Source organism: Pedobacter caeni (assembly GCF_900129215.1).
GTDB classification, from domain to species: Bacteria; Bacteroidota; Bacteroidia; order Sphingobacteriales; family Sphingobacteriaceae; genus Pedobacter; species Pedobacter caeni.
In genome coordinates, this window is the sequence record NZ_FQUQ01000005.1 from 440,966 (window position 1) to 456,314 (window position 15,349).

12 protein-coding genes are annotated in these 15,349 nt (G+C 42.8%); 9 read left to right on the top strand and 3 right to left on the bottom strand.

The window, feature by feature from the left end; genetic code table 11:
* The first annotated feature begins 1 nt into the window (after position 1).
* The 4 genes from BUC20_RS25815 (at position 2) to BUC20_RS25830 (ending at position 8,318) form a co-directional block, all read left to right on the top strand.
* Positions 2–3,388, top strand: a complete 3,387-nt coding sequence (locus BUC20_RS25815) for a SusC/RagA family TonB-linked outer membrane protein (protein ID WP_234994602.1) — start codon at positions 2–4, stop codon at positions 3,386–3,388.
* 19 nt (positions 3,389–3,407) lie between these two features.
* Complete coding sequence (locus tag BUC20_RS25820) at positions 3,408–4,931, top strand: RagB/SusD family nutrient uptake outer membrane protein (RefSeq protein WP_073234975.1); 1,524 nt, start codon at positions 3,408–3,410, stop codon at positions 4,929–4,931.
* Entirely contained in the window at positions 4,931–6,808 is a 1,878-nt protein-coding gene (locus BUC20_RS25825) for an alkaline phosphatase (RefSeq protein ID WP_234994603.1), read from the top strand. The genes BUC20_RS25820 and BUC20_RS25825 overlap by 1 nt, the downstream gene beginning before the upstream one ends.
* A gap of 157 nt (positions 6,809–6,965) precedes the next feature.
* Positions 6,966–8,318 (top strand): PhoH family protein, encoded by a 1,353-nt coding sequence (locus tag BUC20_RS25830; protein WP_200801034.1) that lies wholly within the window; start codon positions 6,966–6,968, stop codon positions 8,316–8,318.
* A gap of 76 nt (positions 8,319–8,394) precedes the next feature.
* Here the strand turns inward: BUC20_RS25830 and BUC20_RS25835 are convergent, their stop codons facing one another.
* Positions 8,395–8,937: a GIN domain-containing protein gene (locus tag BUC20_RS25835; RefSeq protein WP_073234977.1), complete on the bottom strand. Its 543-nt coding sequence runs from the start codon at positions 8,935–8,937 to the stop codon at positions 8,395–8,397.
* Positions 8,938–9,139: 202 nt separating this feature from the next.
* Between BUC20_RS25835 and BUC20_RS25840 the strand changes: the two genes are divergently transcribed.
* The 5 genes from BUC20_RS25840 to BUC20_RS25860 all read left to right on the top strand — a co-directional run bounded on the left by BUC20_RS25840 (position 9,140) and on the right by BUC20_RS25860 (position 12,966).
* A complete protein-coding gene (locus BUC20_RS25840) occupies positions 9,140–10,114 on the top strand; it encodes a carboxylesterase family protein (RefSeq protein WP_200801036.1) in 975 nt (324 codons plus the stop codon).
* 202 nt (positions 10,115–10,316) lie between these two features.
* A complete protein-coding gene (locus BUC20_RS25845) occupies positions 10,317–10,829 on the top strand; it encodes a hypothetical protein (protein WP_073234982.1) in 513 nt (170 codons plus the stop codon).
* Between the two features lie 57 nt (positions 10,830–10,886).
* Entirely contained in the window at positions 10,887–11,345 is a 459-nt protein-coding gene (locus BUC20_RS25850; RefSeq protein ID WP_073234985.1) for a DinB family protein, read from the top strand.
* Entirely contained in the window at positions 11,342–11,656 is a 315-nt protein-coding gene (locus BUC20_RS25855) for an antibiotic biosynthesis monooxygenase family protein (protein WP_073234988.1), read from the top strand. The genes BUC20_RS25850 and BUC20_RS25855 overlap by 4 nt, the downstream gene beginning before the upstream one ends.
* Positions 11,657–11,700: 44 nt before the next feature.
* The gene (locus tag BUC20_RS25860) at positions 11,701–12,966 is read left to right on the top strand and encodes an ATP-binding protein (protein ID WP_073234990.1); all 1,266 of its coding nucleotides are present in this window, start codon (positions 11,701–11,703) and stop codon (positions 12,964–12,966) included.
* Positions 12,967–13,016: 50 nt separating this feature from the next.
* On the opposite strand, the gene BUC20_RS25865 is transcribed toward BUC20_RS25860, so the two are convergent.
* A complete protein-coding gene (locus BUC20_RS25865; RefSeq protein ID WP_073234993.1) occupies positions 13,017–13,622 on the bottom strand; it encodes a gluconate 2-dehydrogenase subunit 3 family protein in 606 nt (201 codons plus the stop codon).
* A gap of 4 nt (positions 13,623–13,626) precedes the next feature.
* Positions 13,627–15,306: a GMC oxidoreductase gene (locus tag BUC20_RS25870; RefSeq protein WP_073234996.1), complete on the bottom strand. Its 1,680-nt coding sequence runs from the start codon at positions 15,304–15,306 to the stop codon at positions 13,627–13,629.
* Between the last annotated feature and the right edge of the window lie 43 nt (positions 15,307–15,349).

Consider the following 15,349-nt stretch of genomic DNA (forward strand, 5'->3'; position numbering starts at 1 on the left):
TATGAAAAAATCCTCATACAAGAGGTTACCAGCTCTTTATAAAGCCATGAAATATTCATTGTTAACTTTTTCCATTCTATGCACCTTCTGCGGAACACTCTTTGCCTCGCTCTCGATGGCACAAACATTAGAGAAAAGCAGGGTCAGCATTAAAATTGGGGCGAATCGCAGCACGAGTTCTATACTCAAAGAAATTGAAGCCGGAACCGGTCTTCATTTTGTATACAATCCCGAATCCCTTGGCGGAAATCAAAATCTTGCCCCGGCTTCTTTTAAAAACGAAAGGGTAACCTTGTTGCTTAAAGTTCTGGGTTTCGACTTTCAGGAAAAAGCAGGCCATGTGATCCTTAGAAAAATCCCTGCTCCGGCCCCCAGACCAGACCGGATCATCAAAGGAAAGGTAACCGACTCAACAGGTATGGCCATGCCAGGTGTGTCTGTAAATGTAACCGGAGGAAAAGCAACCACCACTGCCGGTGATGGTACCTACAGCATTCCTGTTCCTGAAAATGGCGTATTGTCTTTCAGTATGGTGGGTTTTAAAACAAAACAGGTTAAAATCCAGGATCAGCAAGAGCTGAATGTAGTGCTTCTGGAAGATCATGCGCTTTTATCTGAAATCGTTGTGGTTGGTTATGGAACACAAAAGAAAGCAACCCTTTCGGGTGCGGTAAGTGTGGTTGCCCTGGACAAGGTCTCCTCAAGATCTTTAAACAGTGTTGCTGAGGTGCTTGCCGGGAAAGCACCTGGCGTAATCGTCAGCAATGAAGGTGGGGACCCAACTTCAGCACCGCGCATCAATATCCGCGGTTCGGGAGGGATCAACAGCGAGCGCGTCCTGTATGTCGTAGATGGAACGATTTTCCCGGGATCATTGACCTCTGATGGAACTAATTTGGGAGCTCCCGTTCTGAACCCAAATGATATTGAATCCATCTCCGTGTTAAAAGATGGTGCTGCCGCGATCTACGGAGCGAGAGCTTCCGGAGGCGTAGTGCTGATCACCACCAAAAAAGGAAAAAACGGAACGATGCAGGTTACATTCGATGCTAAGATCGGTACCCAGGATGCCTGGAGAAAATTAACGCCTTTAAATGCGGAACAAAGGGCACTTGTCGCAGAAACTGCTGCCAAAAATGGAAACAGTACTTTACTGCCTGCTTTTAATCCCAAAGAATATCCTGAAGGAAGAACCACCCTTACCAATTGGATGGACGAAGTATTCAGGACAGGAAAAACTCAGGATTACAACATCGGCCTTTCAGGAGGAACAGAAAAATCAAACATCTATATGAGTTTCAATTATAGGAAAGTAGATGGAATTGTCCTGAATACAAAGGCCGAGCGCTATAATTTCAGGATCAATTCTGATTACAAACTGAACTCCTGGTTGAAAATAGGAGAGAACCTCTCTTTTAGCAGCTCAAACGGACAGGGTGCAAATACAAGAAGCGATTATACAGGAGCCTTGTTGTCGGCAATTTATTACCCTACAAACGGTACTCCATATAATCCTGATGGCTCATTTGCCGGTTTGCCTGGTGGGAAATTTGCTGGCGATTATGGCGATATTATCAATCCGGTTGCCGAATTGAAACGTCTGGATGTTGATATGCCGCAAAATATATTTGTGGTTAATCCATACCTGATTGTTGACCTTGCTAAAGGATTGTCTTTTAAATCCAGCTTTAGCCTCACAAAGGACTTCTTTAACACCACTGTTTTTACCCCTAAACGCCCGGAAGTAGGAAAACCTGAACTCAGCAACTCTCTGGAAGTAGGGCAGAATAGAAAAAGTGATATCCTTGCCGAACAAGTGCTGACTTACAAAACAGATTTGGATCAGCATCACTTTGATTTTACAGGTGGATTTTCTTACCAGAAAACAAGCTACAACACTTCCTTTGTAAGAGGTAAAGGTTTTGATGATGAAGCGCCTTCAAAAAGATACCTGGTGAATGCTTCGGTATTTGAACCTGCAAGCACCACATTTTATGCAACTGCGCTGTCTTCTTTATTTTTAAGAGCAAATTACAGTTATGCAGATAAGTATTTATTATCTGTGATTGGTCGTCGTGACGGATCTTCGCTGATTCCGAACCGGGACAACAGGTTCCGCAACTACTATTCTGCTTCTGCAGGATGGGTATTGACAAAAGAGAATTTCCTGGCAGAAAGTACCTGGTTAAATGAATTAAAACTGAGGGCAAGTTATGGCCTGCTCGGAAACCTTGCCACGATATCTCAGGCAGAGGTTAGCCCTTTATTAGACCGGACTACTTCTTACTTCGGACAAACCCCGGCTTTAGGCACGGGCTATGTTTCCAGCATTCTGGAAAACGACAACCTGAAATGGGCGGAATCAGAACAGATCAACTTTGGTCTGGACCTGGGTATTCTGAAAAACACGCTGACCCTTAATGCGGATTATTTTATTAAAAATATTGATAAAATGTTGTTTCAGAAGTCATTGCCGGGCACTTCTGGTTTAAATACGCAAATGATCAATGGCGGTTTGGTGAAGGATCAGGGATTTGAACTTGGCTTAACTTATAACAGCAGTAAAGACCACGAATTCAGCTATTCTATCTGTGCCACACTGACCAAAGTAAACAACAAGGTGATGAGGTTGGCCGATGGTATGGACCTCATGACGGTACCTACAAACTTTAGAAATGAGCTGGCTCCTTTAATGATCAAAACCGGACAGCCTTTATACAGTTATTACGTCCTGAAAACACAGGGGATTTTTCAAAACCAGGCAGAGGTAGATCAGTATGTGAACAGCAAAGGAGAGAAAATACAACCTAAGGCTAAACCAGGGGATTTCAGGTTCGCCGATTTAGATAACAATGGAACCATCGATTCCAAAGACCGTTATTTTGCAGGCAGTGCCTATCCTGATTTTAGTTATGGACTAAGCTTTAATGCAAATTATAAAAACTTCGACCTTAATATTTTTGCACAGGGGGTATATGGCAACAAGTTGTTTAATGCGGTAAAAAGAACGACTTATAGTGCAAGCGGGCCTTCTTATAATAAGCTGACAGGAATTCTGGATGCCTGGTCTGTAGAAAACCCAGGTGGAAAAGTTCCGATCATTTCTACCTCAGATGCCAACGGAAACTTTAATGCTTCTGATTTCTATATAGAAAATGGTTCTTACCTGCGCCTGAGAAACCTGACCTTAGGATATACCCTGCCTAAAACACTGACCAGTAAAATGAAGACTGGAGCGATCCGCGTTTATGCCACTTCAAATAACCTGTTCACCATCACCAATTATTCTGGTTTTGATCCTGAGATCGGAATGGACAACAATGGGCTGGATGTGGGTCGTTACCCCCAAGCCAGAAGTTTTCTCTTAGGTCTTAGTGTGAATCTATAATTTTTTTAAAGCAACAAAAATGAAACAGAATATAAAGTATATCGCAATAGCAGCCCTGGCTTTTTTAAGTTCATGTACCAAACAATTAGATATCATTCCTGAAGGAGCGCCATCGGCAAAAAACTTCTGGAAAACCAAGGAAGATGCAGTAAAAGCACAGAACGGATTGTATGAAAAGTACAATGATGAGAATTTCTACGGCAGGGGAATGTTCTGGTTTATCAATGCCAGTGATGACATGGTGACCGGAAGAAATAAACCTGAGGCAGACAACATCAAAAACTTCAATAAAACTTATCTGGGTGGGGGATATACAGAAACACAATGGTCGATGCGTTACGCTATCATCAAGCGTGCCAACGATATGATCAAAAACATTCCGGCGATCCCAATGGATGAGCAACTGAAAAAATCAATGATCGGAGATGCCTATTTTAATGCCGGACTGGTGTATTTTCAACTGGCCGCAAATTACGGAAATGATAAGGCAGGAATTCCTATCGTGATGCCGGATTCTGATCCTGCCATCGCTGTTCCCAGAGCAAAAAATGTAAACGAAAATTATGATTTCATCATTCAATTATTTTTGAAGGCGGCAGATCAATTGCCTTTCTTTTCAGAAATGAAACCGGAAGACTATGGAAAAGCACATAAAACTGCTGCATGGGCTTATCTGTCAAAAGTTTATCTTTATAAAAAAGATTATGCCAATGCCGTTAAATATGCAGATATGGTGATCAATTCCGGCAAACATGAACTGGTTTTAACGAGCTTTGAAGATGTGTTTAAAGCCTCAAACAACTGGTCTAAGGAATACATCTGGTCGGTCGTATGTAGCCCTAACGGAGGCGGTACCGGCTGGGGAAGCAAGTTGCCAGGAGTAATGCTGACCAATAAGGGCTGGACCTTATACAATGGCTGGGGCTATTACCTGCCAACCAAGGAACTATATGATTCTTATGAAACTGGTGATAAACGTCGCGAAGCAACGATTCTGAAACCAGGAGATAAGTTTATGTTTTTTGGTCAGGAGCGTAGTTTTACCAAAGACGGAGGTGCTACTTCAGATTATCAGTTTAAGAAATATATGGAACCGTTCTCTTATTCCAACCCTATTCCTACACATGTAAATCCGAGTGGTGACAATATGACTACCGACCTGAATGTTCCCCTGATGCGTTTTGCAGAAGTGCTGCTCATCAAAGCAGAGGCGGCGATCCAGTTGAATGGTTCGGGCGCGGGAGACACAGAGTTAAACAAAATCAGGCTTCGTGCAGGATTAACTGTGAAAAGTGGAATGACGATGGCAGATTTGAAACGTGAACGCAGGAATGAGCTTGCCGGGGAATGGGCTGATCGCCATCGTGACCTGGTGAGATGGGGTGATGCAAAAGCAACCTATGCCTTGCCATTACATGACTCAGAGGGAAAAGAAATCTGGGCTTCCAGAGCTTTCGATCCTCAGATTCATGATGTATGGGCCGTTCCTCAAAGAGAAATTGACAACAGTGCGGGTGTGATTACCCAAAATCCAGGATGGTAATGAGAAACGAAATGAAAAATATCTTACGTTGTGCTTTGTTTGGTGCTGCATTGTTTGCAACCGACGCAAAAGCACAACGTGCTTTGTCCTTTAATTCTGGTCATAGTCATAACGACTATCACCAGAATATCCCTTTGCTTACCGCTTATCAGTCGGGCATGGGCTCCATTGAAGCAGATGTCTTCCTGAAAAACGGAGCATTATATGTGGCACATGATACCACAGAGATCAAACCTGGCATCACCTTGAAAAAGTTGTACCTGGAGCCCTTGGCTGGTTTTTATCGTCAGAATGGAAACCGTGCTTATGCGGATTCTGCCATGACACTTCAACTGGTGGTGGACATTAAAAAAGATTATGCAAAAGTGCTTGCACAACTGATTAAAGACCTGGAAGCTTTTCCGGGAGTTTTTAACAGCAGTAAAAATGCTAAAGCAATCAAGATTGTGATCAGTGGAGATGTTCCCTTACCTGCGGATTTTAAAAATTATCCGGATTACATTTCTTTTGATGGCAGGCCATATATCAATTATACGGACGAACAACTGAAACGGGTTGCGATGATCAGCGATGACATCAAAAACTATACACCTTGGAATGGAAAAGGAAACCCTACCACGCGAGACCTGAAAAAGTTAACCACAGTAATCGAAAAGGCCCATCAACAACATAAACCTTTTCGTTTTTGGGCTACCCAGGACAGTCCCAATACCTGGATTGTACTGGAAAGACTTGGGGCCGACTGGATCAATACCGATCAGCCGGGAAAATTAAAGGAGTTTTACTTTCATAAAGATAAACTGACTTATACCAATCCGGTGGCTTACCCGGTGTACACCCCTTCTTACAAATCCGATGGCTTACAAAAACCAGTAAAAAATGTAATTCTGCTCATTGGTGATGGAATGGGACTGGCACAGATCCATGCCGGTTATATCGCCAATCATGGTCAGCTGAATTTGAGCAATATCCGCAATATTGGCTTTTCCCAAACCGCTGCGGCAGATGCAGGAAATACAGATTCTGCAGCTGGTGGTTCGGCAATGGCCATTGGAGAGAAGACAAATAACCGATACATAGGCGTAGGCCCGGATCAAAAGAAAAGGACCAATCTTGTCGATACGCTGGCAGGTTATGGGATCAAAAGTGCTGTAATCAGTGTCGGAGATATTACCGATGCAACCCCTGCCGTATTTTATGCCCATCAGACTGACAGGTCTATGAGTGGGGAGATTGCAGCAGATCTTTTAGATAGTAAGGTGGAAATCCTGGTAGGTTCTAATCAAAAGAGTTTCCTGAAAAATAAGGATACTGCTTTGATGAGCAAACTGGCCGCTAAGGGCTTTAAGTTAAGCAGCAATGCAGCAGATTTTTATAAAGAAAAAACAGGACGTCAATTGGTTTTGTTGCCTGATAGCGCCACCCGTCCGGTAAAAGATGGACGTGGAGCTTTGCTGAAGGAATCATTGATGCATAGCCTGAACATCCTTTCTGCAAATAAACCTGGTTTCTTTGTGATGGCCGAAGGGGCGCAGATCGATTATGGTGGTCATGCCAACGATTTACCTTATGTGGTCACAGAACTGCATGATTTCGATAAAACCGTAGCTGCGGCTTTGCAATTCGCTGATCAGAACGGTGAAACATTGGTGGTCATCACTGCAGACCATGAAACAGGAGGATTAACCCTGTTGGATGCATCCGCTGAAAAGGGGATGATCAGTGGTAGTTTCAGTACGAACGACCATACGAACATTATGGTGCCTGTTTTTGCTTATGGTCCCGGTTCAGCAGAATTCCGTGGTACTTATCAGAATAATGAGCTTTTTCACAAGATCATTAAAGTGATCGGATTGAAAAATAAAGCTAAAAAATAACCTGTTCAGGTGGTTCTGCCCGGTTGTTTGATCTTCAAAAACAACCGGGCTTAATTCCTGAAATCCCGATTACTTCAAGCCGTCTCCGGATTCTTCTCTTGCTATAAATAACGATTTGATGAAAATTTATCTGTGATTTTCATTATTTTTAGTTGTCATGAGTAAACCTATCCCACAGCGCGAGACCCTAAAAAAGAAGATCTTTGTACTTGATACCTCGGTTATCCTATACGATCACAATGCTTTTAATAATTTTCAGGAACATGATGTAGCCATTCCGATCCAGGTTTTGGAAGAACTGGACAACATGAAAAATGGAAACGAAACCCGTAATGCGGAGGCAAGAAGTTTTATCCGTTTAATGGATAAGGCTTCCGGGGAGCAAATCATGAACAAATGGATCCCTTTGAAAGGAAGTAAGCGGGGCCACTTCAAAGTAGTGATGGACCATAAACCTGCTCTCCTGGATGCGGAAGCTATTTTTGGAGGAGGTAAATTCGACCATCGGATCTTAAATGCCGCATTGAGCCTCAAAGAGGAATTTCCGGAGAAAAAGATCGTATTGGTCTCTAAAGACATCTGCCTTCGGCTGAAGGCCAAATCACTGGAACTGCATGCTGAAGATTATGAGACGGGAAAGGTTAAAAATGTGGATGAGCTTTACACCGGAAAAACGACACTGGCAAATGTGAGTACTGAGCTGCTGGACGAGTTGAAATCCAAAGGAAGCACAAGCGCCGCAAATCTGGAACTTGCCCCTGAAACAGGGAACCACTTTTATATCCTGAAGAGTAAACGTAAACCCATTACCGCTTACCATGATGTTAAAGGGGAGCTGTTGGTTACGGTGAAAGCGCAGAAAGTGTTTAATATTGCGCCAAGAAATGAAGAGCAAAGCATGGCGGTTCATGCCTTGCTGAACCCCGCGGTAAAGCTCGTGACCATCCAGGGAAAAGCAGGCACCGGGAAAACCCTGCTGGCCATTGCCAGCGCCCTGGAACAGCGCAAAGACTTCCGTCAGATTTATGTGACAAGGCCGATTGTAGCCCTGAGCAATAAGGATATTGGTTTTTTACCGGGTGATGCAAAGTCCAAAATTGATCCTTATATGGCCCCGATCTGGGACAACCTGCGTTTCATTAAGGAACAATATACTGACGATCCGAAGGCCCAGGCCCGGATTGATGAGTTTGTCAGCACGGAAAAGATTGTGATTGCCCCTTTGGCCTATATCAGAGGCCGTACGCTGACTAAAATATTCTTCATTGTGGATGAAGCACAAAATTTAACACCTCACGAGATTAAGACCATCATCTCCAGAGCAGGAGAGGAGACCAAGATTGTGTTTACCGGAGATATCTACCAGATTGATACCCCTTATCTGGATGCAGAAAGTAATGGTTTGTCCTACCTGATTGAAAGTGCAAAGAACCACCCGCTATATGCACACATTACACTGGATAAGGGAGAGCGGAGTGAACTGGCAAATCTGGCGAACGACTTGTTGTAACAAAAAAAACCGCTCATGGTTCTGAACGGTTTCTTGTAGAAAATATATGATTTTCTTTGGCCAGGGCTGATGAATGTTAAAGTTTTGCGATTACAAAATCAGTCAGGTTTAATTTCGATACATCGTTTCTAACGAGGTGATGTTCTGCTGATGATCCGCTCAATTTAAGGTCAGACTGGTCTTTCATGTCAGTGTAAAGGCTGCCCACTGTTGCATTTACTTTTGCTTTAGCGTCATCTTTTAAGAAGATCTGCAACACATTGAGGTCAAAATTTCCACGGGTATTTACATTGGCAGTATTGGAAGCATCAATTCTTTGCAAATCTTTCACATGTACATAAATGGTAGAAGGGTTTTTCTCTGTAGAGTTGATGTACAAAGTATATCCTTTTTGCATTACGGTAGTGTTTTCATTCAGTTGTTCATCACTCATGATGCTTTCAGTATGGTCTTGTATCAGGACTACTTTTGCATTTCCTGTAACCACTACTCTGTTGAATTTTACATTGGCTGATGTACCTACCGGTTCTTTCTCTTTAGCGAAAGTTGTGAAGGCCGAAGAAGTTAAAACGATGGCTGTTAAAGCTGAAGCGATTAGGGTTTTGATGGAGGTTTTCATATCTTTTAGTTTTTAAGTTTTTAATTATTTTGTTGTTGTTTTGTAGATAAGACATCAATCGGTGAGAAACGTTTCAGCTGTTTTTGAGGCTTTAGACCATGCGGAAATAGCAGTCGACCAACTGCCAATAGTATTCGACCAATCGACGAAAATATTTTCGTCGATTCCCTTATCTTAGTGATACTTAATCTTAACCCCCCACATGATGAAGACTTACTTATCCCTTTTTCTTTTGATCTGTTGCTGCAGCGACCTTGTTCTTGCCCAGCAACGCAATGAGAAGCTGATTGTAGAACAAGACTATTTACTCTCCCTTCCGGAAGGCTATCAGCAGGACCCCCAGAAGAAATTTCCACTGGTCTTGTTTTTACATGGAAGTGGCGAACGTGGGAATGACCTGGAAAAGGTCAAAGTAAACGGACTTCCTAAATTGGTGGAAGCAGGGAAGAAATTCCCCTTTATTTTGGTTTCGCCTCAGGCGCACGAGAATGAAGGCTGGGAAAGCAGGGACCTGATGCGCCTGATGCAGTCTTTACAGAAGAAATACCGCATAGATGAGGACCGTCTGTACCTGACCGGTTTAAGCATGGGAGGATATGGCAGCTGGGACATGGCGATAAAATATCCGGGATTGTTTGCTGCGGTAGTTCCTGTTTGCGGAGGTGGAGATTCTGCTAAGGTCTGGTTGATGCGGAATACACCCACCTGGGTTTTCCATGGTGCTAAAGATGATGCGGTTCCCTTAAAGGCCAGTCAGGAGATGGTAGATGCACTTCGCATTCACAACCCATCTGTAAAGTTTACCATTTATCCGGATGCCGGCCATGACAGCTGGACTGCTGCCTATAATACAGATAGTTTATACACCTGGATGCTCAGTCAGAAAAGATTTAAATATACCCAGAGTACGGTAGCCAAGGCTGATCTGGAACGTTACCAGGGCTATTATGTAAACAGCCTGAGGAATGACACCATTAAGGTGGAGGCTGGTTCGGGGGTATTGATCGGAACGATGAGGAACCATCAGGTGGAAATCAAACCCTATCAGGAAGGTCGGTTTTTTATCAAGGAAAACGAGCCGGTCGATGTGGTGTTCTCCGGCAAAAAAAGAAAACAGCAATTTGTCATTAATGACGAAAGGCAATACATCTACAAAATGATTAGAAAAATAGAATAACCACATTTAATGATGTTTGGTTAACTTTCTCTTAAACCTATATGTATAATTTCAGATATCTCTTAGCTTTTGTAAGTCAGCTGCTTGCATAATCGTTAGAGAACGGTCATAGTTTCTTAATCTTTTCATTTTTTTACCATAGATCAAGATTAGAGAAGAAAAATAACCTCAGATTTGTATTATCAATAAATAACCAAACATCATGGGACATCTGATTAAGAAAAAATCATTAGGAGTTAATGAGATTTTAAAAGGAGTTAACAACGAAAAAACATATTTTGTATATACAGATAAAGGCATCCGCATCATGAAGGTGCTTGCCTTGCTTTTAGTCGCTTTTATCATTGGAAATCAGTTTCTGCAAAGAACTGAGGGCGCGATAAAGCTTCAGCCTGTAGCTTCATTTAAAGGAACCCAGGTTTTTGGCGATCCTTTAAAGAATGTAGACGTACTGGACCTGAGTAATGTTGGTCCTTTTATGAAAAACAAACAGGAAGCAGAATTGAAAATAAAAGGACAGATCTCTAAAGTACTGGGCAATGGTCAGATGGAAATGAGCCTGAGTGATGGTAAAGCCTTAAATGTACACTACAAACCAGGCTTAGGTACCTCTGCAGACCTGACTTCAAAAGAAGTGGTGATGTCTGGCAGGCTCTACAAAACGGGAGATCAGCAGGATTTAGCCTATGAGGTTCATAGTCTTTTAATCTTGTAAATAAGACTGTTAACTTTTCACGATTTTTAATAACTTGTCCTTCATAAATTCGATTTTATGAAGGATTATTTTTTGAATCTGCTGGAGTTTGATTACTGGACCAATACCAGACTGCTCTCGGCCATGCAAAGCGCAACTGAGGTTCCTCAGCGGGCGCAGGATCTTTTTAACCATTTGATCGCCGCCAGCCGGATCTGGGGAAACCGGATGGTTGGAGCAATGCAGGACGTAGAAGTCTGGGCTCATTTTGACAGGGAAAACTGGCAACAGGAACTGGATTATAACCGGAAACTGCTCACTGATTTTCTTCATGACACTGAGGAAGAAGACCTGAGCAGAATAGTCCATTATTACACCACCAAAGGAGTCAGTTATGAGACCAGCATTACTGATATGTTAACTCATGTTTTTATCCATTCCGGATACCACCAGGGGCAAATCGTCAGTCTGATCAAACCTTACCTTTCTGCTGCACCAGACCTGATGTATATTACTTATGTAAGACAAAAGAAATGATTTTAGAAGTGGCTGTACTGGACGTGATTCCTTCCGAAACAAACTCTTTTGAACGTGACTTTGCTACCGCATCCCTGATCATCACCAGGATGAAAGGCTATCAGGGACATGAGTTAAAACGCTGCCTGGAAGTTTCCAGCAGGTATCTTTTGCTGGTCCATTGGGACACAGTAGAAGACCATACCATAGGATTCCGGCAATCTCCTGAATATCAGGAATGGAAGAGCCTGTTGCATAAATATTATGATCCTTTTCCCAGGGTAGAACATTATGAAGCAGTGCCGGCCAGACCGATTGTGGATAAAGGATAACCAAATAAACTTAACTTTGTGGTCCTCATCTTAATATTCCGAATATGGCAAATCATGTAAACATCACTTCTACAGGTATAAAAAAGGTCTTGCGTCTTTATAATGAGAAACAGGCCCTTGCAGAATACATCTGGAATGGCTTTGACGCGAAAGCAGATACCATCCGGATAGATTATACCTATAATGAGCTGGGAACATTGGAAAGCCTGAAAGTTGCTGATAATGGTTATGGAATCAATTTCGCTTATCTAAAGGATAAGTTCAATCCCTTCTATGAATCAGAGAAAGCGATGGAACAACGGATTCACCTGCATAAGTCTACGATGCATGGAAAGAATGGGGTAGGGCGACTGACCTTTTTTACCTTCGCACATCTGGCAGAATGGAATACCACTTATGAAGAACAGGGCGTCTATAAAAACGGGAGTATCCAGGTTGCCGTTGGCGGACTGAATAATTATGAATCCACCTTACTGGATGAAAATGTAAATACCACAACTACCGGGACGACTGTTTCTTTCTCCAATATTCAGCTTTCCAAAGAAGCACTGGAATTGAGCATCATTCCTTATCTGCAGGCAGAATTCTGCTGGTTTCTGGAGCTGAATAAAAACAAGGGATTTTCGATCATCATCAACGGACAACCTTTAACTTACCAGGACAACATCATTGATGTTGAAGAAGGTCTGCTGATCAGGTATCCGGACAGTAATACGGTATTTAAAGTCAAGTTTATTCAATGGAAAGAGTCTTTACATAAAGAATTGTCTAAAAACTATTTCATCAATCACAAGGGACAGGAGGTCTATAAAGACTATACCACCCTGAATAAAAAAGCCGATGAGTATTACCATAGTGTGTTCATTGAAAGTGAATTCTTTAATGAATTTGATTTCAACAGCTCCGATCATGATGCGCAGGTAAAATTATATAGCCGGACCAAATCTTCTTCCGAATACAAATACCTGATCAAAAAGATCAATGAACTGCTGAGAACAAAAAGAAAACCTTTTCTAAAAGAGTTTTCTAACAAACTGATAGAAAAGTATGAACTGGAAGGGGTATTGCCAAAGTTCGAGGCAACAGAACAAGCCAAAAGACAAGATCTGGTAGAAACCCTGAAGGTGATCTATGAGATCCAGCCTAAACTGTTCAGTGGTTTGAGTATTGATCAAAAGAAAGCTTTTGTCAGATTGATCCATGTGCTCCTCAATTCTGCCGACAGGGGGCAACTGTTCCAGGTAATGGAAGGAATTGTGGAAATGGAAACCGAGGAAAGAGAAGAACTGATGAATTTCTTAGCGGTATAAAACGCATTGATATATTTAAGAAAAGGGTGCACTATGAAAGCACCCTTTTTTTAGGCCCAGGCTTTATCTCCTTTTTTATATGGAACACTGCCCTCATATTTGCCAGGCACCGCCAGGTAACGTAAAGCCTGAGTACAACCCACTTCGGAAGTAAAGTAACCCAGCATGGTCAATTGTTTCATCATCAGGAAATAATGATTGGGGAGTCCCGGAAAATCTTTATCCTTTTTTCGTTCAGCTTCTTCCATGTCCCCTTTTTTCGACTGATACAGTTTTGCTTCTTTATCCAGACTCATCAATAAGGCAAGCCTTTGTGCTGTGCTTGCTTTCATAAAACTGGTCTTGTGCATCTTTTCACATGCGGTATCCAGCGCTTTGATCCCCTCCTTAAAAGCTTTTTGATCTCTGAACTCATAGCAATCATTCACCATTACGGCCATAAATCCACCTACGTTCGCTGCTTTTGCCCCAGGCGTATTGGTTTCCGGCAATATGGTTTCCGAAACTTCATTCAGAAACTCAATTTCCTGGTCAGTGAAAAGATGGTCCTGATTTTTTCCGGACTTTACATTACAACCTGTAAGGATGGCATGGCCACCAATCATCGCCCCACCGGTAAGTACAGCGATCATTTTTAAAAGTTCTCTTCGTTCCATATCCTTACAGGTTATTTTTCTTTAATTCAGTTACGGCATAATCTGCAGCTCTGGCGGTTAAGGCCATATAGGTCAATGATGGATTCTGGCAGGCAGAAGAGGTCATACAGGCCCCATCTGTCACAAAAACATTGAGACAGTCCCATACCTGATTCCATTTGTTCAATACTGATGTTTTCGGATCCCTTCCCATTCTGGCAGTGCCCATTTCATGGATACCATGGCCCATCGCATGACCGCCATCCCAGGAGCTGATGTTTTTCACCCCCAGTGCATCAAACATCCGTTTCATCTCTTCCTGCATGTCTTTCCGCATTTTAAGCTCATTTTCTTTTAATTCTGCGTCCATTGCAAGAACAGGCAGGCCCCATTTGTCTTTCTTATTTTTATCTAATGAGATCTTATTCTCATGATAGGGAAGGATCTCGCCAAAGGCAGTAGCTCCAATCGTCCACTGACCGGGTTCTGTCAATGCATCTTTAAAATTCCCACCCATATTCAGTTCTGCAATCTCTCTGCTCCATCCTTGTCTGCTGGCACCTCCCTGATACCCAAATCCCCGGAGGTAATCTCTTTTGTCGCCGGATAAATTGGCAAAGCGGGGGATGTAAAAGCCGTTGGCTCGTCTGCCAAAAACATATTGGTCCTCATATCCTTCCACAGTTCCCTGGGCACCGATATTATAGTGATGGTCCATTACATTATGTCCGAGTTCGCCACTGCTGCTGCCCAATCCTCCCGGCCAGATGTTCGTGGCAGAATTGAACAGAATCCAGGCGGTATTTAAGGTAGAAGCGCATAAAAAGACGATCTTACTGTGATACTCATAGGTTTTATTGGTTTCAGTATCCAATACCTCCACACCCTTTGCTTTCTTTTTGTCCTGGTCGTACAATACTTGTGTAACTAAAGAATAGGGTCTTACCGTTAGATTGCCGGTTTTCATGGCTGCCGGCAGAGTGGAAGATTGAGTACTGAAATAGCCGCCAAAAGGACAACCTTCCCAGCAACGGTTTCTAAACTCGCATTTTGTTCTTCCGGGAATGGCAGCGGTCAGGTTTGCGGTCCTGCCAATAATCAGATGCCGTTTTTCATGGTAATGTTTTTTCAGTCGCTCCGCCATGTCTTTTTCTACACAATTCAATTCCATAGGTGGCAGGAAATGCCCGTCGGGCAATTGTTCAAGATTTTCTTTTGATCCGCTGATTCCTGCAAATTTTTCTACGTGGTCATACCAGGGCGCAAGGTCATCATAGCCGATAGGCCAGGGGATCGCAATGCCTTCTTTTTCATTGGCTTCAAAATCCATTGGACTCCAGCGGTAAGATTGCCTTCCCCATAACAAAGAGCGTCCTCCCATCCGGTAGCTCCGCCACCAGGTAAAAGGTTTGATTTCTGTATAAGGGCAATCTTCTTCATTCGCCCAGGCATCCATTACCGCTTCTGAAGCTGCCCAACCGCGATGAATAACCGGGTATTTCTTTCTTTGCTCTGCTGTTGTTCCTCCCCGGTGTTCGAATTCCCATGGGTTCTTATGAGCAGTTTTATAGTCTTTAATATGTTCATGTGGTCCACCACGTTCCAGCATTAAAACTTTTAAGCCTTTTTCGCAAAGTTCTTTTGCTGCCCAGCCGCCACTGATGCCGGAACCCACTACAATTGCGTCGTATACATTGTCTTCCATTTCCCTGAGATTTATTTGGTTATTTTAAATGTACAGCTTAATC